17 protein-coding genes are annotated in these 21,768 nt (G+C 36.7%); 10 read left to right on the forward strand and 7 right to left on the reverse strand.

The window, feature by feature from the left end:
- Positions 1-9 precede the first annotated feature (9 nt).
- Entirely contained in the window at positions 10-1,758 is a 1,749-nt protein-coding gene (locus BN6559_RS15525) for an NADH-dependent [FeFe] hydrogenase, group A6 (protein ID WP_456060823.1), read from the forward strand.
- Between the two features lie 570 nt (positions 1,759-2,328).
- A complete protein-coding gene (locus BN6559_RS15530) occupies positions 2,329-3,255 on the forward strand; it encodes a LysR family transcriptional regulator (RefSeq protein ID WP_110955577.1) in 927 nt (308 codons plus the stop codon).
- 94 nt (positions 3,256-3,349) lie between these two features.
- Here BN6559_RS15530 and BN6559_RS15535 read toward each other — a convergent pair whose 3' ends face one another.
- Positions 3,350-4,252: a LysR family transcriptional regulator gene (locus tag BN6559_RS15535; protein ID WP_110955578.1), complete on the reverse strand. Its 903-nt coding sequence runs from the start codon at positions 4,250-4,252 to the stop codon at positions 3,350-3,352.
- Positions 4,253-4,488: 236 nt separating this feature from the next.
- On the opposite strand from BN6559_RS15535, the gene BN6559_RS15540 reads away from it, so the two are divergent.
- Positions 4,489-4,860, forward strand: a complete 372-nt coding sequence (locus BN6559_RS15540) for a CidA/LrgA family protein (RefSeq protein ID WP_110955579.1) — start codon at positions 4,489-4,491, stop codon at positions 4,858-4,860.
- A complete protein-coding gene (locus BN6559_RS15545) occupies positions 4,857-5,555 on the forward strand; it encodes an LrgB family protein (RefSeq protein WP_199884061.1) in 699 nt (232 codons plus the stop codon). The genes BN6559_RS15540 and BN6559_RS15545 overlap by 4 nt, the downstream gene beginning before the upstream one ends.
- Before the next feature lie 72 nt (positions 5,556-5,627).
- On the opposite strand, the gene BN6559_RS15550 is transcribed toward BN6559_RS15545, so the two are convergent.
- Positions 5,628-6,551: a hypothetical protein gene (locus BN6559_RS15550; protein ID WP_110955581.1), complete on the reverse strand. Its 924-nt coding sequence runs from the start codon at positions 6,549-6,551 to the stop codon at positions 5,628-5,630.
- A gap of 49 nt (positions 6,552-6,600) precedes the next feature.
- Entirely contained in the window at positions 6,601-7,473 is an 873-nt protein-coding gene (locus tag BN6559_RS15555; protein ID WP_110955582.1) for a LysR family transcriptional regulator, read from the reverse strand.
- A 399-nt stretch (positions 7,474-7,872) separates the two neighbouring features.
- On the opposite strand from BN6559_RS15555, the gene purB reads away from it, so the two are divergent.
- Together purB and BN6559_RS15565 are read left to right on the forward strand one after the other, a co-directional pair.
- Entirely contained in the window at positions 7,873-9,222 is a 1,350-nt protein-coding gene (purB, locus tag BN6559_RS15560; protein ID WP_110955583.1) for an adenylosuccinate lyase, read from the forward strand.
- Positions 9,223-9,339: 117 nt separating this feature from the next.
- The gene (locus tag BN6559_RS15565) at positions 9,340-10,749 is read left to right on the forward strand and encodes an anion permease (protein WP_110955584.1); all 1,410 of its coding nucleotides are present in this window, start codon (positions 9,340-9,342) and stop codon (positions 10,747-10,749) included.
- A gap of 522 nt (positions 10,750-11,271) precedes the next feature.
- Here the strand turns inward: BN6559_RS15565 and BN6559_RS15570 are convergent.
- On the reverse strand, positions 11,272-12,126 hold the full coding sequence (locus BN6559_RS15570) for a DMT family transporter (protein ID WP_110955585.1): 855 nt from the start codon (positions 12,124-12,126) through the stop codon (positions 11,272-11,274).
- Positions 12,127-13,046: 920 nt separating this feature from the next.
- Between BN6559_RS15570 and BN6559_RS15575 the strand changes: the two genes are divergently transcribed.
- Complete coding sequence (locus tag BN6559_RS15575; RefSeq protein WP_199884062.1) at positions 13,047-13,388, forward strand: YezD family protein; 342 nt, start codon at positions 13,047-13,049, stop codon at positions 13,386-13,388.
- Positions 13,389-13,450: 62 nt separating this feature from the next.
- Here BN6559_RS15575 and BN6559_RS15580 read toward each other — a convergent pair whose 3' ends face one another.
- The 3 genes from BN6559_RS15580 to BN6559_RS15590 form a co-directional block, all read right to left on the reverse strand.
- Positions 13,451-14,623, reverse strand: a complete 1,173-nt coding sequence (locus BN6559_RS15580; RefSeq protein WP_110955587.1) for a pyridoxal phosphate-dependent aminotransferase — start codon at positions 14,621-14,623, stop codon at positions 13,451-13,453.
- An 18-nt stretch (positions 14,624-14,641) separates the two neighbouring features.
- Positions 14,642-15,601 carry an L-lactate dehydrogenase gene (locus tag BN6559_RS15585; RefSeq protein WP_110955588.1) on the reverse strand — a complete coding sequence of 320 codons (960 nt, stop codon included), beginning with the start codon at positions 15,599-15,601 and terminating at the stop codon, positions 14,642-14,644.
- Positions 15,602-15,870: 269 nt separating this feature from the next.
- Positions 15,871-16,278: a MarR family winged helix-turn-helix transcriptional regulator gene (locus tag BN6559_RS15590; protein ID WP_199884063.1), complete on the reverse strand. Its 408-nt coding sequence runs from the start codon at positions 16,276-16,278 to the stop codon at positions 15,871-15,873.
- Between the two features lie 239 nt (positions 16,279-16,517).
- Between BN6559_RS15590 and BN6559_RS15595 the strand changes: the two genes are divergently transcribed.
- The 3 genes from BN6559_RS15595 (at position 16,518) to BN6559_RS15605 (ending at position 21,625) form a co-directional block, all read left to right on the forward strand.
- Positions 16,518-17,678 carry an efflux RND transporter periplasmic adaptor subunit gene (locus BN6559_RS15595; RefSeq protein WP_110955590.1) on the forward strand — a complete coding sequence of 387 codons (1,161 nt, stop codon included), beginning with the start codon at positions 16,518-16,520 and terminating at the stop codon, positions 17,676-17,678.
- A gap of 15 nt (positions 17,679-17,693) precedes the next feature.
- Positions 17,694-20,849 carry an efflux RND transporter permease subunit gene (locus tag BN6559_RS15600; RefSeq protein WP_110955591.1) on the forward strand — a complete coding sequence of 1,052 codons (3,156 nt, stop codon included), beginning with the start codon at positions 17,694-17,696 and terminating at the stop codon, positions 20,847-20,849.
- Positions 20,850-21,082: 233 nt separating this feature from the next.
- On the forward strand, positions 21,083-21,625 hold the full coding sequence (locus BN6559_RS15605; RefSeq protein ID WP_110955592.1) for a hypothetical protein: 543 nt from the start codon (positions 21,083-21,085) through the stop codon (positions 21,623-21,625).
- Positions 21,626-21,768: the final 143 nt, after the last annotated feature.

Consider the following 21,768-nt stretch of genomic DNA (forward strand, 5'->3'; position numbering starts at 1 on the left):
GTGTAGATTTTGAGTACAGTGAATATAAAAATTAACAATATTCCTCTTCAAGTAGAAAAAGGAACAAAAATACTGGAAGCGGCTAAAAAAATCCATATTGATATTCCTCATCTTTGTTATCATCCCGATCAAACGATTAAAGCACATTGCCGTATTTGTACGGTCGAAGTTGTTGGCAGCCGAAGGCTTTTAGCTGCATGCTCTACAGAAGTGTGGGATGGCATGGAGATTTATACCGATACAAAACTCGTGCGTGATACACAAGTGGGGATTTTGGAACTTATTTTAGCAAATCATGAACAGAATTGTTTATCTTGTGCAAGAAACCAAAATTGTGACTTGCAAAAACTATGCAGTCGATTTAATGTCTTAAAACCGCATCTTGAAAAAGTCAGTGAACCTAATGTGATTTATGATAAAAATCCGAGTCTCATGAGGGATTTGTCAAAGTGTGTAAAATGCGGACGTTGTGTAAAAGTTTGTAATGAGGTGCAAGGTGTAAATGCACTTACGTATTCTGGACGTTCAGAAGATTTTCAGGTGACTACGGCATATCATAAACCATTATTGGAAACGGATTGTATTCTTTGTGGACAATGCAGCTCAGTATGCCCCGTTGGTGCTATTGTGGAACGTGATAATACACAAAAAGTTTTAAATGTGCTGCAGGATCCAAGTAAGCATGTGATTGTGCAAGTTGCGCCATCAGTTCGTGTTGCGATTGGTGATGAATTTGGTTTGCCGCAAGGGTCTATCGTTACAGGAAAAATGGTGACCGCACTTAAAATGCTCGGGTTCGATAAGGTTTTTGATACGAATTTTGCAGCCGATGTTACGATTATGGAGGAAGGCAGTGAGCTATTAGAACGGATAAAACAGCATGGAAAACTGCCTATGATTACATCCTGCAGTCCTGGCTGGGTCAATTATATGGAAAAACACTATGGTGATTATATTGAGCATCTTTCTACGGCGAAATCTCCGCAGCAAATCTTTGGTGCAATTGCAAAATCTTATTACCCAGAAGTTTCGGGTGTAGACGTTAAGGATATTGTGACTGTCTCCATTATGCCATGCGTTGCGAAAAAATTTGAAGCAAATCGTCCGGAAATGGGACGGGATGGCAGACAAGATGTTGATATTGTTCTTACAACTAGAGAATTAAGTAAGTTAATAAAATACGTCGGTCTTGATTTTGTGAATTTAGAAGAAGGCTCTTTTGATAGCCCACTTGGTATCGGCAGCGGTGCCGGTGCTATTTTTGGAACAAGCGGTGGCGTTATGGAAGCTGCGCTTAGAACGGTAGCGGAAGTATATACAGGAAAAGAATTGAAGGAAGTCGATTTTAAAGAAGTACGCGGCTGGCAGGGAATCAAAGAAGCTACGATTGACCTTGGTGATGCTAGCATAAAAGTAGCGATTGCACATGGCTTGCGAAATGCAGAAAAAATTATGGAAGCAATAAAAGCCGGTGATTGTGATTATACTTTTATTGAAGTGATGGCTTGCCCTGGTGGCTGTGTCGGCGGTGGTGGACAGCCAATTCAATCCACGGTGGATGTCAAAAAATTACGTATGGATGCGCTCTATGATATTGATCAAACCCATATTATTAGAAAGTCGCATGAAAATCCAGAGGTTAAAGCGCTCTATGAAAAATATCTTGAAGCACCACTTAGCCATAAAGCACATGCACTCTTGCACACCCAGTACAAAAAGATAGAGAAACCTTACGATTTTTCTTATTTAGATAAATAATCAGACGACCTCTGATTTCCTCTACCATGCTTAGTCTTTAGGAGAGATCGCAACCCAACCCTATCTGTCTAGAAGTTGTTTGTGTGCTGAGGAGACGAACTAAAATTCAGCAACTTTTGTTTTCGTCTCCGGCCTTTTCCGGAAAAACACGTTCCGTAGGATGAAAAAAGATCGACTTACGTAAAGAAATCCGTTTGCTTGAGCGCAGTGAGTTAAGGATTTTAGTAAGTTGATCTTTTTTCAAGTGTTTTGGAGGCTTAAGGCCTAGCCTTTTCGTTCTTTTGGGCAATGCCAAAAGGACCTCTATGTATGTATGCATTAAGAGCTTCATAGGTAAAGTTTTATTGCGATATTTCTTTTTCTTGTTATAGCAAATAGAATAAAATTTTTCTATTACCAGGGAAATATTTATAATTTTATAACAGATTTTAGCAAACTTTGATAAAGCAAACGCTATTGCAGACGGAAGATTAAGAGGTAATTTTTAGTAGCGATAAACACAGAATGATGATAAAATAAACAGGAAAATTATCTGACCAATATAGGCTGCGTGTAGTAGAAGGTGAAAAAATGGAATTTCGACAATTAGAATACTTTTGCATGATTGCTAAATTAGAGAATTTTACGCGTGCAGCAGAATTCTTGCATGTATCTCAGCCCTCAGTAACGAAAGCAATTAAATCATTGGAAGTGGAACTGAAAGTAACATTAATTGATAGAAGTCAAAAACATATCATGTTAACACCAGAAGGTAAGGCATTTTTAATCCATGCGGAAAAAATAGTACAGGCTATGGAAGCAGCTGTTCAGGATATGAATCGATTTCAAAAGAATGAACAAGGGGAATTGAAACTTGGGATACCACCGATGATAGAGGGGTATTTGTTTCCGGATATTTTTACAAAATTTAAAATGTTATATCCAAAGATTGAGCTGAATATTTTAGAATATGGCGCTTCAATCGAAGTGCAGACCAAGCTGGAAGAAGGGGAAATTGATCTCGGGATTATTTTAGGTGAGAATGCCAAACATAAAAATAGCCAGTTGATTATGCAAGATCAGATGAGTGTATGTGTGCATAATGCGCATGGGCTTAAAAAAGAGAGCGCAGTGAGCTTTCAGCAGCTCAAAAATGAAACTTTTATTTTACAGCAGCCAAGTACACACCAATATAAAGAGATTTATGCGCGCTGTCAAGAATATGGTTTTGAACCTAATGTTTTACTTTCTACAGCACAGTTGAAAACGATTAAGCAGCTTGTTGCCAATCAAGCGGGGATTTCTGTACTGCCGAATTTAGTAACGCATACGGAAACGGATTTTTCGACTGTTCAGCTTAAGCCAGCGATGATTGTGAATGTTCTACTCATTTGGAGTGGCAATAAATATTTATCACAGGCAAGTCAAAGCTTTGTGGATTTTATAAAAAACTATATAAAATCGGCTGATTTTCAAGATTTCATACATTCCTATCGTTCAAAGAGCGATGAAAGATAAATGAACCCTATTTATAACCCTGAATTCTTAGTTATTTTAATTTGAAAGAGCGCTTATAAAGCATGAAAAGAATTGATCCGCGGATCAATTCTTTTCATGCTTTATTTGGATATCTGTTTTTAAAATGCTGTTTACAAAGTTTTAACCATTCACGTGTCGCGAAGGACTGATATTTATTTTTCTTCCATATAATTGCTAAATTCCAGGGAATTGATGCGTTATTAAGTGGGATATTGATGCATTTTTTATCGTCTAATTCCTTGCAGATTGTTTCCGGGAGTAAAGCAATGCCTAAGCGGGCATTTACTGTCTCAGCGATAAAATCCCATTGTGAACTTTGGCATACGATGTTTGGGGAAAAGTTATTTTTTTGGCATTCTTTATAGATCAGTCCGTTCAGCGAAAAATCGTTACTGTAGAGAATAAAATCTTCATCTTTCAATTCAGCTAAGCTAAGAGTAGCACGATTTGCCAGTGGATGGTCTATCGGTAGTACGGCTCTTAATTCTTCTTTGACGAAAGTAAAGCTTTCAATTTCGCTTTCGGTCAGCGGCAAGGCAATTACGCCGATATCAAGCAGCCCGTTTTTTACATCAAGTTCTACTTGCTTTGATCCCACTTCAATTAATTTTAACATAACTTGTGGATAGGCCTTTTTAAAGGCACCAATTACACTGGGGAAAAAGCGTGAACCAACCATAGGGGGAAGTCCGATTGTAATTTCACCATGCTTAATGTTTACGACATCGTGGATTTCACTAGATAAATCATGAAATTCACTCACGACACTTTGTGCACGTTTAAATACCGCTTTTCCCACATCCGTAAGTTCTATCTCACGCCCAAGTCGTTCAAACAGAGTTACGCCAAGCTCATTTTCCAGTGTTTTAATAACCTTACTGATCGAAGGCTGGCTGACATGCAGGAATTGTGAAGCCTTTGTGAAACTTTTTTGTCTGGCAACTTCAATGAAATAGGTCAAATGCAAGATATCCATTTCTAAGGCACCTCATTTTTTATTTTGATATAGCTTAAACGCATACTATATATATATAACAAGTATTTTATTATTCCTGCAAATTGTAGTAAACTATGAAACATAAAGATGAATAATAAATTTGGTTAATTTTTAATAATAATTCAATTAATTATATTAATTGAATTTTAAATAAAAATGTCTTGGATTTTACCTGGGAAAATGTAAACTTGTAAATAGAACATGGGGTGATAGAAATGAAAATCATAAGTATTTTGATGCAAATTGTAGGATTGTGTGTGATTAGCTTTATTGGCAATATGATTGCAAGTGCTGTTCATGTTGGAATTCCTGGCAGCATTTTTGGAATTTTAATATTACTTATTATGATCCAGCAAAAATGGCTGCCGCTTGAAAAAATTGAATTAGGTGCAAATTTTTTGATTGCAGAATTACTTTTGTTTTTTATTCCATCCGCGATTGGTGTCATTCAATTTCAAGATGTATTAAAAAATGATTGGGCACAATTGTTGTTTGCAATTGGCGGAAGTATTTGTTTTGTTGTAGTATTTGTCGGTATTATAACGGAAGGTATTGTTCGCTTTCGTGAAAGTAGGAAAATATCATGATGATTTTTTATTTAATTTTAACTTTAAGCATTTATTTTATAGCAAAAAAATTATATCGTAGAACCAATCATATGATATTTTCACCTTTGCTGGTTTGCCCGATTATTATCATTGGGGTATTGCTGGTGTTTCAAGTACCATATGAATCGTATGATCAAGGCGGACAGTTATTGACTATGATGCTGCAGCCTGCAACTGTTGCGTTGGCAGTACCAATGTATAAATACCGTAAAACCGTTAAAAAGTATTTTATGGAATTGGCTGTGAGTGTAACCGGAGGCGCTATAGTAGCTATAGTAACTTCAATGGTAATCGCTAGTTTTTTAGGAATCAATTCTCAATTACTTGCGAGTCTCGCACCTCGTTCCATTACAACACCAATTGCAATGAGTGTTTCTGAACTTGTCGGAGGGAATCCTTCCATTACAGCTGTATTTGTCATTTGCACGGCATTGCTTGGTACGATTTTGACAACTGCACTGCTCAAATATGCACCGATTAAAAGTCCGGTAACAAAAGGTGTACTGTATGGTATTTCTGCACATGGAACCGGTACTGCAAAAGCTTATGAATTGGGACAGATTGAAGGTGTGATTGCCAGTCTGGCGATGATTTTTATGGGAATTATCACTACGTTTATTGCGCCGCAGGTTGTTGCAGTATGCTTTCATTTTCTTGGTGGCGGAGTTTTCTAATCTGTAAAAAAATATAATTTTATAATATGAACAACAATACGCTTTGCAATTTTGCAAAGCGTATTGTTATTTTTAGGTTAATTTAGCTAACTTTTTCGCGATAGTGAGTAGGGTGTGGTTCAATTCGGTTATGGATTCCAATGAATCGCAGATTGGATGATTTGTCGTGTGTTGAGAATTAAATAAGATTGGTCGCTTTGAAGAATCTTCCGTCGAAGTATCTAAAATTGCCACATCGGGAGAAACATGATTTACGACAGATTTTATGACTGCATTTTGAATGACATCAATCGCCTTAGTGCTATAGAGTGCTAATTCATCGACTTCTTGATGAAGCTCACCGAGTTCTTTTTCAGAATGGGTAGGCGTAAGTTTTAATTTTGCTGCAATATCGGCTACGCCTTGATCGATGCATTTGTGAAAATTAGTGGCAATGCATTGCAATAATGCACAGGCAGAATGCACAGAGGCAACACGTGTACCTGGGATGATCGTTAAGTCAGGTCGAAGGTAAGAAACGTATTTTGGCGCTTGCAAGACATCGTTACCCACAAATTTATCAACACCTATGATGTATTTTGCTTCTTTTAAGCGTGCGATCACTTCTTCTTTCGGCATCTCTTCATAAGCGATTGGTAAAAAGTTTACTTCGGTGATCCCTAGCTTTTCGCAATACTCAGCAAGGATCGTGGTGTATTCTAGTTGATTATTAAATAAATAGATTGTTTCGCCACGTGGAATTCTAGCGACTGCAATGAAAAATTTCGCAGTAGGTATTAAATCTAAAAGAACAATTTTCGTATCGGGGATTATTTTTTTCAATGATTTTAACTGTGTTTGTGCACAGATATAAATATCAGCTACCGTGTCATTTTGTATTTCATAGGTAGAGTACGTTTTTATATCAATTTCATCGCCAACAATAAACTTGGTAGCATCGAGAATTTCGCCTGCTATCAATGGACTGCTGCCGACTGCTGCAATTTTTAACTTCATGATGATTAAATTCCTTTCATCTTTCCATCCAGATCTATTTAAAATGTACTTATTCAGTTAGACTGGATGTCAAATTTAATAATGCTTGTGCTGCATGGGAGAGGTATTTGTTTTTCTTTCTGGCAATTGCGATGTTAATATGGATCGGATTTTTCAAAGGAATTGCTGCTAAATGAGAATCATGTTCACACAAATCGCGAGGAATAATGGATAATCCGATATTGCAGGCAACTAGATTTTTGATTGTCTGAATATGATTCGATTCAAATGTTATTTGTGGCAGCGTGTTTCGATGCTCAAATTCTGTAATGATTAGCTTTCTAAGTAAACAACCGTGTTTGAATAGAATCAATGGTTCATCGACTAAATCGGATAGATCAATTGTCGGAAGCTGATGAAAACGATGTTCTTTCGAACAGCAAACAACAAGTTCCTGTGTGCCCAAGTGTAGATTTTCAATAAAATTATTATCTTCGCCTTGGATGATAATGCCTAAATCTATCTTATCCTCAATAAGAGCTTTTTGAACTACTGATACATTTTCTTCTAGAAAAGATATTTTAATATGAGGATAACTTGCTCTAAAAGTTGCAAGCAATTGTGGAATTGGTGCAACTCCAGCCAATGGTGTAATCCCTAATTTTAAAATACCGGTATTTAAATTTTTTAATTCATTGATTTCAGAAATCGTCTTAGAAACGCCATGCATTACATTTTCTACGTGATTATAGAAGACTTGTCCTTCCGTTGTCAATAATGCTTGTTTTTGACTGCGATCAAACAATAGTATGCCAAGTTCTTCTTCGAGACTGCGAATCGCATTTGTAACTGCTGGTTGAGAAACATATAATCGTTCGGCTGCTCTAGTAAAACTGTTTACTTTGCTTACCATAAGAAAGTATTCTAGCTGTCGTAATTCCATACTGTGCAACTCCTACTATTATCATATAATCTATATTTAAATTTTAACATAGAAAATTTAAATATAGTGTTTAAAAGATCAATGGAAGATAGCAATATATTATCAAAATATAAGATAAAGTTATATAATTCATCTATTTTTATCGTATTACATTTTTTGTATTAATGAAAATTATGAAAAGAGGGAATATAGCGCTTAAAAAATACAATTTATGATAAAATAATTTTTGCTTATTAAATCATAAGGTTTAGATATTTAACGATTAATTTCATCGATGATATGATAAATGCAAGGTTAGTCCTTAACTTAAATGTGCGCACATTCGAGTAGTGAAAATTGATAAATGAAGATGATAGCTTCCTGATAAAAGGTATTTATATTGAGAGGGGATTTTTTATAATGGCATCAACAACAATCGATAGTCAAATTTTCGGCTGTTTATTCAGCACAGATAAAATGAGAGAGATTTTCAGCGATAAAAGTATTGCACAAAAATGGTTAGATACAGAAGCTGCGCTTGCAAAAGCACAAGGGGAATTAGGAATTATTCCAAAAGAAAAAGCAGATGAAATTAATAAAAAAGCAAATGCTGCATTATTGGATATTCCACAAATCGGCGAATATTATAAAAGCTCTATTACGATTGTTCCGTTATTAAAAGCGTTTAAAGCGGTTTTAGATGACAACGCAGGTGAATATGTGCACTGGGGCGCAACTAGTCAAGACATCGTCGATACAGGCCTTGTTTTGCAAATGCGAGATGCTTATGATGTATTGCTTGAACAATTAAAAAGCTGTCAGAAATCAACGCTTAAGTTGGTTAAAGAACATAGAGATACCATCATGTGTGGTCGTACGCATGTCATTCATGCATTGCCAATTACGCTTGGTTATAAAGTTGCTGTTTGGGCAGATGAACTTGGCAGAAATATCGAACGTATGGAAGCGATGAAAGATAGAGTTTTTGTTGGGGAAATGTCTGGTGCTGTTGGTACTTTAGCATCTCATCCAGAAAAAGGACTTGAAGTACAAGCAAGAATGATGGAAATTTTAAATTTAAATGTTCCTGCAATTTCTTGGCATGTAGCACGTGATAATCAAGCTGAATTTGTCAGCACGCTCGCAATTATTGCTGGTACGATTGGCAAAATCGCAAGTGAAATTCTTTCCTTGCAAAGAACAGAAATTATTGAATTAGAAGAACCTTTCTTTATGGGAAAAGTGGGTTCATCTACAATGCCGCATAAACGCAATCCGCAAGTAGTTGAAAATATCATTGCAGTTTGTCGCAGCGTAAGAAGTATTGCGCCTGCAATTGTAGAATCCATGGTAAGTGAAAATGAACGTGACTGGGGCTGTTTCCTTACAGAATGGGAAGCAATTCCACGCGCTTGTCATTTGTTAGGTGCAGCACTTGAAAAATCTATGGATGTCTTAGAACATTTAATTGTTTATCCTAAACACATGGAAAACAACTTAAATAAATTAAGAGGTATTATGATGAGCGAATGCGTTATGATGCATTTGGCACCTAAATTGGGTCGTATGACGGCGCATGACATCGTTTATAGAACTTGTATGAAGGCATATGAAGAAGAAGAATATATGGATGTAGCCTTAAAGGCAGAACCAAAAGTTCGTGAAGCCTTTACAGATGAAGAAATTGCAGCAATGATTGATCCGCATAACTATATCGGATATGCGCCGCAGTTTGCAGATCGTGTTCTTGAAAAATACAATGCAAAATAAGAATGAAATAATACGAAAAGACAACGGTTAGGCTTTATAGGATAAGCGGTGGAGGTCGTTCCATCGCTTATCCTATAATAAAAATGCTTTTTCGTAGAGTAGAAAGGTGCGAATACTATGAATAAGAATAGTCGCAACGCGATGATCGTACTGGCGTTAGGTATCATTCTTTGGTTTTGTCCAGTTCCGGAAGGTTTAAAAGTAGAAGCGTGGCATTTATTTATCATCTTTGCCATGACCATTCTTGGCTTTATTCTACAGCCGCTGCCAATTGGAGCAATTGCACTGATTTCGGTTACGTTCTCAGCGTTGTCTAAAACCTTGACACTAAATCAAGCACTGGCTGGTTTTGGCAATAGTACAATTTGGCTTATTATTTGTGCATTTTTATTTGCGCGTGGTTTTATAAAAAGTGGTCTTGGCAGAAGAATTGCTTTTGTTATTATTCGTCTGATTGGCAAATCTTCTTTAACACTTGGGTATGCAATTACCTTAAGTGATTTTGTTATTTCACCGGCAACACCATCAAGTGCGGCACGGGCTGGCGGTATTATTTTCCCAATCATAAAAAGTCTGTCTTCCGCATTGGGGTCTGAACCTGGACCGACTGCTCGTAAATTTGGCGCATATATTATGCAGGTAGAATACCATGCAAATGCAATTACTTGCGCAATGTTTTTAACGGCAATGGCAGGAAATCCGCTTTCGGTGGAATTGGCGGCAAAAACGATTGGGATAGAACTTACCTGGACGTCTTGGGCGGTTGCGGCATTCGTTCCCGGCATGATTTCCTTGATGCTTATGCCGCTCGTTTTATATAAACTTTATCCACCGGAGATTAAAGCAATGCCTGATGCCAAAGGGTTAGCAGAGAAAGAGCTTGAAATCATGGGGCCGATGACGAAAATCGAAAAGATTGTTGCATGTGTGTTCATCGGTGCATTGACTCTTTGGGCAACTTCTGAAATTACGCAAATTAATGCGACGGTAGTTGCAATGGTTGCAGTTTGTGTTATGGTTATCTTTAATGTTCTGAGTTGGCAGGATATTTTGCAAGAAAAAGGTGCATGGGATACGATGTTTTGGATGGGGTCGTTGGTTGCATTGGCAACGGCTCTTGCAAAATCAGGTTTTATTGCTTGGGTAGCTGACTCGGCTGGTGCGTTAATCGCAGCGGCAGGTTTGTCCTGGCTGGTAGCCTTCTCAGCCTTAATTATTATTTATGTATATGCACATTATGGTTTTGCGAGTGTTACAGCGCATATTAGTGCAATGTATGCTGCGTTCCTTGCAATTTCTGTTGCTGCTGGAGCACCACCACTTCTTGCGGCTTTAGCATTTGCATTTTTATCTAATATTATGATTCCATTAACGCATTTTGGTGGCGCTGCAGGACCGATCATTTTTGGTGCAGGCTATGTAACACAGGGAGAATGGTGGAAATTAGGCTTTATTCTTACCACTTTAAATGTAGTTATCTGGCTAGGCATTGGCGGCGCTTGGTGGAAAGTACTAGGTTTATGGTAAGCAGTAATTCCTTCAAAATGGTTTTAATAGGTAAAAACGATTAATATTGTTAATTGTTCAAAACAAAAACAATTTATTTTAATTATAATACGCTTGACAAACCTATATAAAGATCCTATACTATTTATATAGGTTATACCGAATTGGATTAATGATAAACAGAATAAATACTATTGCAATCTTAATTTTATGACCTGATGTATATCGCGTTTTGCCTTAAACGCATTCAATTACATCAAGTTACCATAAAACACCCAAAATATAATAAAAGAAAAGCTAGCAGTTATGCTAGCTTTTCTTTTATGTATTATACTGGGAATCACCATTTTAGCTTGACAAACACATGTAAAATAGTTAACATATAAATGCAAATTAATTAAAAATAAATTAAATTTATAATTTGTATTTGTCATAATAGCTTCGAATAATTCGATAAAATACACCTATAAAAACACAAAAAGCCGTTAACCGAGTGAGCCTACACTATGTGTTGGCTTTTTGTGTTTTTATAGAATAATTTCATCATCGTGATGGTTTACTGGAATGATATAAAATTGTACTTAAGATAATAATTGCACCAAAAATTTCATCTAATGTAGAAAGTGTCTGAAGAACAAGAAAAGCAATTATAATTCCATAGATCGGTTCGAAATAAGCAATTAGCTCTGCAGTATTTTTACGGACATTTTTAAATCCTTGAATGAATACGGTGTGTGCAGCAATTGTGAAAATTGTCCCTAAAAGCATTAGAAATAGAATTTGATTGATGGTGAAAATAGGTGCCTTTATAAATAAAAAAGGCAATAAAAAAGTAGTTGTAACAGCCTGCTCATAAAGAGAGATAACAAGCCCTTGATATTGTTTCACACAGGTGTGATTGATCAAAGACAAGACTGCGTACGTACAACCAGCAATGCTTCCATACATGATCCCTTGTAATGTTGGATTATCCATAGAAATATTCGGCAAAATTAATAAGATAGCGCAAAATACAATATTTGCGATAAAATTATCAGTAAGCTTGAGTTCTTTTTTTGCAAAGTAAGGTTCTATAGAACGAGCTAAAATGGGGAAATTTGAAAAGGTCAACATACCAATTGCAATTGTAGAAAGTGGCACTGACTGAAAAAATACAAGCCAGTGAATAAGAAAGACGGTTCCCATCAAAGCAAGATACATAAAATCAATTTTCTTGGAAAAGTGTTGATCCTCCTTCGTATGCTTTGAGAAAATGAAGAAAAAGCTTACAGAAGAAAAGATTCTTCCTAGTAGAATTGTGAGGGCCGGCATCGTAATTAGCGTGCCAAACAAGCTTGAAAATGCAAAGGATAAAACGACCAAGTGGATGTATAGGAAGTTTTTGCTTAACGTTTGCATAAACAATCACTCCTTAAATTAATATTGTTTATGAAATATTAGCTGTTGTTTATTCCCAGTATAGTAATTTATATTCAATAATCTTAACACAAAAAAAAGAAAAAACAATAGATATGATAAAAACTGTAAAATTCTTTATTTTAAGAAAAATCTGTATATTTAAAATTAATTATAATGAAAACCATAATAATTTTAATTTATAAGACAAGAAATGCTTGACGAAATTACATAAATGGATTATAATACATAAAAATCAATGAACAGTGTTGGTTTGCTGATTAGAAATCTGAAGGCAAAGATAATGGGCTTTAGAGTCTGTTATTTTTGTCTTTTTATTATCAAGGAGGTTATTTATATGAATCCAAAAGCACATTATGGAATTATGGCCATGTTGCTGGCACTTACTTTTGTAACTGCATATATACAAAGATAATGAAAAAGTAAGAGGAATTTTGACATTTTAAGAATTGATCAGACGTTAGTGCAGCTCCATGACAAAGAAGATGTGACTGAATCTGTAGAAGATAGATACGAGAACTTTAAAATTTTGCTGGAAATAAAGCTGAATACTATAATAAAATAAGAACAAATTTATTAAATTTTAATCATACAAGTTAAGAAGATAGAAATAAAATCACGACTTTATATTGACAATTGCCCAAAAAACTAGTAAATTATAAAAATATAAATTTAATATATGCTGATCAGAAAACTGAAGGCAAAAGACAACAGGTATATCGCCGGTTTCTTTTTGCCTTTTTTTAATTCATCCTGATTGAAACATAAAGAAGTTAGAGCAAGTAGAAAATCGAGCGGTATATTGAAATCTAAGAAGTGTATTATAATTTATAATTTAATCTTATATATTTATAGTATCTTTTGCTTTAATTAAAAATAAAGTTTTTGGTGGTGAGATGAGAATGAGCATATCGGAAGAGGCTTGGAGCTTGATTGAGAATGAAGTGCTGGATACAGGTTATGGTACGGTAATTCTTACCGTACAAGACGGTTGTCTGATTCAATTTGAAAAAACGGAAAAATTTCGTTTAGACAATGCAAGCATTGGCAAGAAGAACGAAAAGAGAATCGCACCGACTAAAAAAATTCATGAAAATTTACGCAAGAAGTTGAATGGCTATTTAAAAGATATTAAATTTGGACAAATCAGTATCAACATCAAAGACTATAAAATATCACAGATTGAAAAACTAGAAAAACATCGATTTGAGGATTTGCAGGGCTTGTATGGTGACGGTATATAAAAATAAGGCAAATGTACAGTAACGATAAAATTGCTGTACATTTGCCTTATTTTGTATGAAAATTATTTTTTTAAGTCTTTTAATTTTTCTAAACGTTTTGCTGCTTCTTTTAATGTTGTATATTCTTTGCAGAAACAAAAACGCACATAGTTTTTTCCGTCAGGCATATTTTCGCGATAGAAAGTCGAACCGGGAACGACAGCAACGCCAATTTTTTCTGCAAGGAAGAAAGCAAAGTCAACGTCATCATTATAACCGAAATTTGTAATATCGGACATGATGTAATATGCACCATGCGGAACGATACATTTGAATCCGACATCGTTAAGGACTTGTATCATGAAATCACGGCGTTCTAAATAAAAGGCACTGAGTTCATCATAATATTCTTTTCCGAATTTAAAGGCTTCAGCAATTGCCGTTTGAAGCGGCGCTGCTGCTCCGACCGTCAAGAAATCATGAACTTTACGAATCGATGATGTTAATGCAGGGGAAGCAGTGACAAATCCGATTCTCCAGCCGGTGACACTATACGTTTTGGAGACGCTGTTGACAGCAATGGTTCTTTCAAACATGTTTGGCAAAGTCCAGATCGGAATATGTTTTGTTCCATCAAATAAAATATGTTCATAAATCTCATCACTGATCGCCAATGCATCATATTTTTGACATAAGTCAGCAATAAATTGGGTTTCTTCTAAAGTAAATACTTTGCCTGTCGGATTGTTTGGCGTATTTAGAATAATAGCGCGTGTTTTTTCGTTAAAAAGGCTGGCTAATTTTTCTTTATCAAGTGCATAATCTGGTGCAGACAATGTGATATAACGAGGTGTAGCACCGCAGAGAATCACATCAGCGCCATAGTTTTCGTAAAAAGGTTCAAAAATGATTACTTCATCGCCGGGATTGATGGTTGCGAGTAAAGTAGCGATCATACCTTCCGTTGCACCGCAGCAAACGGTGACTTGTTTTTCAGGATCTAGCGTTGTATTGTAATCGCGTTTAATTTTGTCAACAAGTGCATCCCGAAGATCTTTTGTTCCCCAAGTGATTGCATATTGGTTATGATCGTTAAAAATTGCTTTAGCTGCCGCTATCTTTAGTGCATCAGGTGCCGGAAAGTCTGGAAACCCTTGCGCTAAATTTACAGCTTTATTTGCAGTTGCGACTCTGGACATTTCACGAATTACGGATTCAGTAAATTGTGCGGCCTTTAAAGACGTAAAATTTCTCATTTAAATCAACCTTTCATTTTATCTTACTAGATTGTTTGATTTTAAGACAGCTTTAATGCTGTTTGCACTAAAATGTAATTTTTCTATTTCTTGCTCAGAAAGCGGGATTTCAAGGACTTTCTCAACGCCAGTTTCAGTAATAATAGAAGGTAAGCTGAGGGCAACATCTTTCAAGCCATAGGCGCCTCTTAGTGTAGTGGATACAGGTAAGACACTTCGTTCATTCCATAGTACCGCTTTCGCTAGGCGGCAGGCACCCATTGCAATTCCATAATTTGTGTAACCTTTAAAATTTAATACATCAAAGGCCGTTTTCACGACTTCTTCTTCTACGAATTTACGATCTAAAGGATGATTTGGGCTAAAATATGTATCTAAGCGATCGGCACTGATTCCACCAATGGTGAGTGTACTCCAAGCAGGAAAAGCAGAATTGCCGTGTTCACCCAACATATAACCTTGCACATCTTTGGCATCAATTTGATAATGATTTGCTACAATTCTTTTAAAACGATGCGTTTCTAGTGTTGTACCAGTTCCAAATAATCTATATTCAGGATAATCAAAGGAATTGGCAGCTAGGTAAGTTGTAACATCAAGTGGATTTGTGATCATAATAATAGGTACATCTCTAGTATAGGTAGTAATACCTGTCATAACATCTTTGATGATTTCAATACTGTATTCAGCAAGTAATAATCTGTCTTTGATTAGTTTACCATTGATTGTACCAGTACCTGCGGCAATAATAATCAGGCGCGCATCTTTACAATCTTCATAGCTGCCAGCCCGCACACGAATATTTGCACTATAATTGCAAGGGGTAGAATGTTCTGCATCTAATGCTTCGCCGATTGCTTTTTTTTCATTTGTATCAATTAGTACAATTTCAGAAGCCAGTTCAAATGCAATTGCACGATTTAGTACAGCAGAACCAACATTTCCTACGCCGATGATTACCAATCTGTTTTTACTCATAATAAACAACAACTCCCTATAATAATAATGAAAATGACAGCCAAGATGCTTTTTAGCTATCTTGGCTGTTAAAATACGCAAAAATTTGACCTATAACTCAAAAAGTAGTCTACACCATTACAACTTTGATGTCAACGGTGTTTTCAAAGAATCTACAAGTGTTTATATATATATTCTTCAAGTAATAAAATATCATATTTATGAAGATACGTACATAGGATATTCAGTTATTATATTTATTATATTAATGAAAGGAATGGATAAAACGCTTATAGAATCGTATGAAAAAATTTTGAGCAGATATTCAAGGATTCTTGGAATTCTTTGATATCTTTATCTTCTAGTACTTCTAGTTTTTCATTTAATAATTCTATCATTAGCCGGTCATAAGACTCTAAAATTTCAATTCCGGCCGGTAAAACTGTGATGTTATTATTTCGCCGGTCAATGGGATCCTGTTCCCGTTTGATTAAACCGTTCTTGCATAATTTATCAATAATGGGTGACATTTGTTGTTTAGAAATTAACAATTTTTCAGATAATTTGGAAATTGTCAGTGTACCGTGATCATGTAAAATAATAAGCGCCCAAAAGTGATTTGCCGGAATCGTAATGGGGATTTTATGTACAACTTTTCTATGGAATATTCCAATGCCGTTCACAATATTTTCGGCCAAAGATTTCCTCGCAGTATGATTCATAATGTTTAGTCTTATGGCTCCTTTCGCTATTAAAAATAGATTGACAAATATATATAAATAATATACTATAATTATCATAAATAGTAAATAGTTATTTACTATTTGCTATGTTTAAGTGAATTAAAACTTGTGATAAATCATCACATGTCTTGCTGATTTTTTAGCAGGGTATGTGATTTTGTGGGTTTTAAGTATCGAAGGAGGAATCAAAAATAGTGTTTTCAGTAAAAAAAATGAAGGCGTATTGTTTTTGTTTGCTTGCAATCTTGATGCTATCGATCATGGCGGGATGCGGAAATAAGCAGCAAGCAGCTATGGGCGGCAAAGCAGTACCAGTTAAAGTAATGCAGGTAGTTCAAAGAGATACTCCGATGACGTATGAGTATGCCGGTCAAGTACAGGCAAAAAATGAAGTGAAAATTCAGGCGCGTGTATCCGGTAATATCGTAGAAAAATTAGTAAATGGCGGTGACATCGTACATAGAGGGCAGCCTCTTTTCAGAATTGATGCACGTCAATACGAAAGTACATTAAACTCTGCACAAGCAAATTTAGCGCAATCAGAAGCGACCTTAAGTAATACGCGTTTAGATAGAGAGCGTTATGAACAACTGGTTGAAAGTGATGCACTTGCAATGCAGACTTTAACAGCACAACAATCTGCAGAAAGACAGAATGAAGCAGCTGTTGAATACAATCGTGCAAATGTAAAAAAAGCATCCGACGATTTACATGATACGGTGATTGTGTCGCCGGTTGATGGTCGTATGGACGTAAATGATCTTAGTGTTGGTACTTATGTAACGGCAGGTTCTACGACAATGGCGACTGTTTCATCGACAGATCCTGTTTTTGTTCAATTCAGCATGAGTGAAAATGAATATCTGCAATTAGCAGAAAATAATCAAGGTGGAATTGGCAGTGGCTGGGGGAATAATGTTCTTTTAACCTTGAGCAATGGATCTGCTTATCCTGTATTTGGGAAAGTTGAGCAGGTAGACAGATCGCTTTCTAATAATAGCGGGACATTGACATTTAAAGCTTCTTTTGGCAATCCAGATAGTATTTTGATCCCTGGAATGTTTGGTCGAGTAAAAATTACAGGAGAAACAATTTCTGGAGCAGTTTTAGTTCCGCAGCGTGCCGTACAACAATTACTTGAGAAAACCTTTGTTACTGTTGTTGGTGAAGAAAATAAAGCTGAATCAAGAGAAGTTAAACTTGGTGCAAAAGTAGGCAGCTATTATATTGTGCAGTCCGGTGTAACCGCAGCAGATAAAATTGTTGTTGAAGGTTTAACGAAAATTCAAAATGGTGTAGCCCTTGATGTGACAGAGGTGACTCCAGAAGAGTTGCAGTTGTCCTTCAACTCGTAAGGGGGCGTAGTTTAAGTGGCAAAATTTTTTATTGAAAGGCCGATATTTGCAATTGTAGTATCCATTATTATGGTGCTTCTAGGTGTTATATCCGCAGTGAATCTGCCAATTGCACAATATCCTCAAATACAACCGCCTACGGTTAGTGTTGCGACCAGCTACACTGGTGCAAGTGCCGATGTTGTGAATCAAACCGTAGCGCAGGTTATTGAACAACAGGTAAATGGTGTTCAAGGTATGGATTATATGAGCAGTAACAGTGATGACAGCGGACGTTATAGTCTATCAGTTACTTTTTCATCAGATACAGATGGTGACATTGCCTCAGTAAAAACACAAAACAATGTGGCACAGGCAAATGCAAGCTTACCATCAGCTGTTCAACAGGTTGGTATTACGACCAAAAAAGCATCTTCTGATATGGCCTATTTGGTATCGCTTTATTCACCAAATGGAACATATGATAATACATTTTTGAAAAATTATGCGGATATCTATATTTTTGATGCGATGAAACGTGTTAAAGGTGTAGGGGATATCATGATTTTCGGCTCTGACTTTTCCATGCGTATTTGGTTGAATCCAGATAAAATGGCTGAGCTGAACGTGGCAATCTCTGATGTATCTTCAGCACTAAAAGAACAAAATATACAGGCACCGGCAGGTACGATTGGCCAAATGCCAGCAGCCTCAAATCAAGAATTTCAATATACCGGTAAAGTAAAAGGACGTCTTGTGACAGTCGAAGACTTTGAAAATGTCATCGTGCGTGCACAAAGCAATGGATCTTTCATTTACCTAAAGGATATTGCTAGAGTTGAGACAGGCGCGAAGACGACCAACATCACAAGTAAAATGAATGATATGAATGCAGTTGCATTCGGTGTTCAACTTACAAATGATGCAAATGCATTGGAAACGGTTGACGCAGTTAAGGCAGTTTTAGCGGAAGCTAAGCAAAGTTTTCCTCCGGATATGCAGTTGGAGCCGATCGTAGATAATACGGAATATGTACGTGAATCCATCAGTGAAGTGGTACATACATTCGTAGAAGCATTAGTACTGGTTCTAATTGTAGTGTTCCTGTTCTTACAAAGCTGGCGGGCGACACTGATCCCAATGCTTGCGATCCCTGTATCCTTGATCGCGACGTTTGGTGCATTTACCTTGCTCGGTTTCTCCATTAATACATTGACTTTATTTGCTATGGTTTTGGCAATTGGGTTGGTCGTGGATGATGCGATTGTTGTTATTGAAGCAGTTGAACATAATATGCGTTATAAAGGGCTGAATCCAAAAGAAGCAACAAAGCTTGCGATGGATGAAGTTTCTGGGCCGGTTGTCGCAATTGCGTTCGTACTGGCTTGCGTATTTATTCCGGTTGCTTTCTTTAGTGGAATGACAGGGATTTTGTATAAGCAATTTGCGTTGACAATTGCAGTATCGATGGCATTATCGGCATTTGTTGCATTGTCTTTAACACCGGCACTTTGTGCGATGATGTTAAAACCGCATGATCCGAATGGTCATAAAGGCTGGCTCGGACGTTTCTTTGACCGGTTTAATGCTTGGTTTGAGAAAAACACTGAAATTTATGGTGATATTGTTAAAACGGTTATTCACCATGCAAGATATGCATGTTTATTCTTAGCTGTTGTCGTGATTGGTACGGTTGCTTTATTTAAAGTCGTGCCGGCTACATTTGTTCCGGATGAGGATCAAGGGTTCTTTATTGCAGCGGTTTCCTTACCGGAAGGAACGAGTTTAAATAGGACACAGGAAACAATAAAACAAGTTGCTGCTGCAATTCATCAACAGCCTGGCGTAAAAACAACCATGGAAATTAGCGGCTATGACTTATTATCCAGTTCGTCAAAATCTAATTCCGGTGTTATTTTCGCAGGATTAGAACCTTGGAGTAAACGGACGACACCAGAAACACAAATCAATGCCCAGCTCGGCATGTTGATGCAGAATACAGCTGGCATTATGAATGCAACGATTATACCGATTAATATGCCTGCACTTCCAGGGCTCGGTATGGTTGGTGGGTTCACCATGATGCTTCAGGATATGTCTGGTCATACAGATGGGGAATTAGATGAAATCACGAAAAAATTCGTTGCTGCTGCAAATCAGCGTCCTGAAATTGCAAAAGCTTACTCCACATTTAAAATAGATTCGCCAAATGTTGAATTTGAAGTGGATCGTGAAAAAGTAAAAAATCTTGGTGTAAATCTTGATGATGTATTTACAGCATTGCAAGTTAACTTTGGTGGTTCGCAAGTAAACGATTTTAACCGTTTTGGACGTACCTACAAAGTAGTTATGCAGGCGGACAGTGGTTTCCGTAATGAAGCTGATATGACACGCTTCTTATATGTAAAATCATCTTCAGGGACGATGGTACCTTTAGATACGTTATTGAAACCAAAAACAACGACTGCTGCGGCAAGTATTTCTCGTTTTAATGGTGCACGCAGCATCCAAATTAACGGTTCGGCAGCACCGGGGTATAGTTCAGGGCAGGCTTTGACTGCGATGGAAGAAGTAGCAAAAGAAGTATTGCCTGACGGTTTCAAATATGAATGGTCTGGACAGAGTCGTGAAGAAAGAAAAGCAGGCAGCAGTACAATGATTATCTTTGCCTTGGCAATTATTTTCGTGTTCTTATGTTTGGCTGCGCTTTATGAAAGCTGGACGGTACCTTATGCGGTTCTTCTTTGTGTACCAACAGGTATTTTCGGTGCGTTACTGGCCGAATATTCACGTGACCTGGCGAACAGTGTGTATATGCAGATTGGTCTGGTCATGTTGATTGGTTTGGCAGCGAAAAATGCCATTTTGATCGTTGAGTATGCAAAAGTCCGTGTGGATAGAGGTATGGAACCGGTCGAGGCTGCGATCGAAGCAGCAAAACTTCGTCTTCGCCCAATTATCATGACATCGCTTGCTTTTATTATCGGTTGTTTACCACTTGCGCTTGCTACAGGCGCTGGAGCTGGTTCACGTAATGCGATGGGGACAGCGGTTGTCGGCGGAATGATCGCCGCAACCATTATGGGAATTTACTTGATTCCTGTCATGTTTGTTGTGGTAGAAAAAATTTCGGATAAATTCGGTACGAGAAGAAGAAAAAAAGAACCGAAAAATGTAAATGAATTAATGTAAAATGAATTACAATAATAGGAGTGTCGCATTCAATGTGACACTCCTATCCTTTGCATAGATAGCCTTTTTGTCCTGTGTGTGCCAAGGAGAGAAGGACACCGATGCGTCTTGTAATTCACGTAGCGTTTTATAAATAAAATCTTAGTGCAATAACGCTATAATTTCTAGTTATTTCTAGCTGAATATTATATAATAAAAGATACATCATAAAATTTTAGGAGGCGATTGAGAAGATGAAAAAATATCTTTTTACAACAGTTCGTATAATGACTGCAGTTGTATTGTTTGCTGCAGCAATTATAATTATGCCAAAGACAACAGAAGCTGCCGCTTATACGTATACCAATGATACATATGGTTTTTCGATTCAATGTCCAACTGAACCGATTGGCGTTCTAGATTTAGCTAGACAGCCAGGCGGGAATAAAGGTGTCATGCTTGTTTTTGAAAATCAAGGCATGGACGTGACTTGTGGATGGATTGTTATGACGGATGCCTTTAAGGATGAAAACATTCCTGATTTATCGAAATTGACGAAAGAGCAGGCAGATGAAGTATTAAAGGCAGTTGTAGCGGAAAATGGAATAGCGGCAATTGTAGCAGTCGAGGAAAATCCAGCGATTTATACAATTGCAAAAACAGAAGATATGGCGAAAACTTATATCAGAGGGAAAAATGGTCAACATTATGTAGTAGCGCTGACAGCAGATAAAAATATTTTTAAAGAGCGGCTTCATGCTTATCAAGAAGGATTATTGACTTTTAAAACAAAATAAAGATAGCATGTAATCTAAAAACTACCAAGGTTGATATAAAAACTTTGGTAGTTTTTTATTGTGTTTTACGTCATTGCTTCATGGACAAAGAAGAAGTTATAGCATAAAATAGATGATATCTTTTGTAATTTTATATTTGACAA

The organism is Massilibacillus massiliensis (genome assembly GCF_900086705.1).
Lineage (GTDB): Bacteria > Bacillota > Negativicutes > FLKF01 > FLKF01 > Massilibacillus > Massilibacillus massiliensis.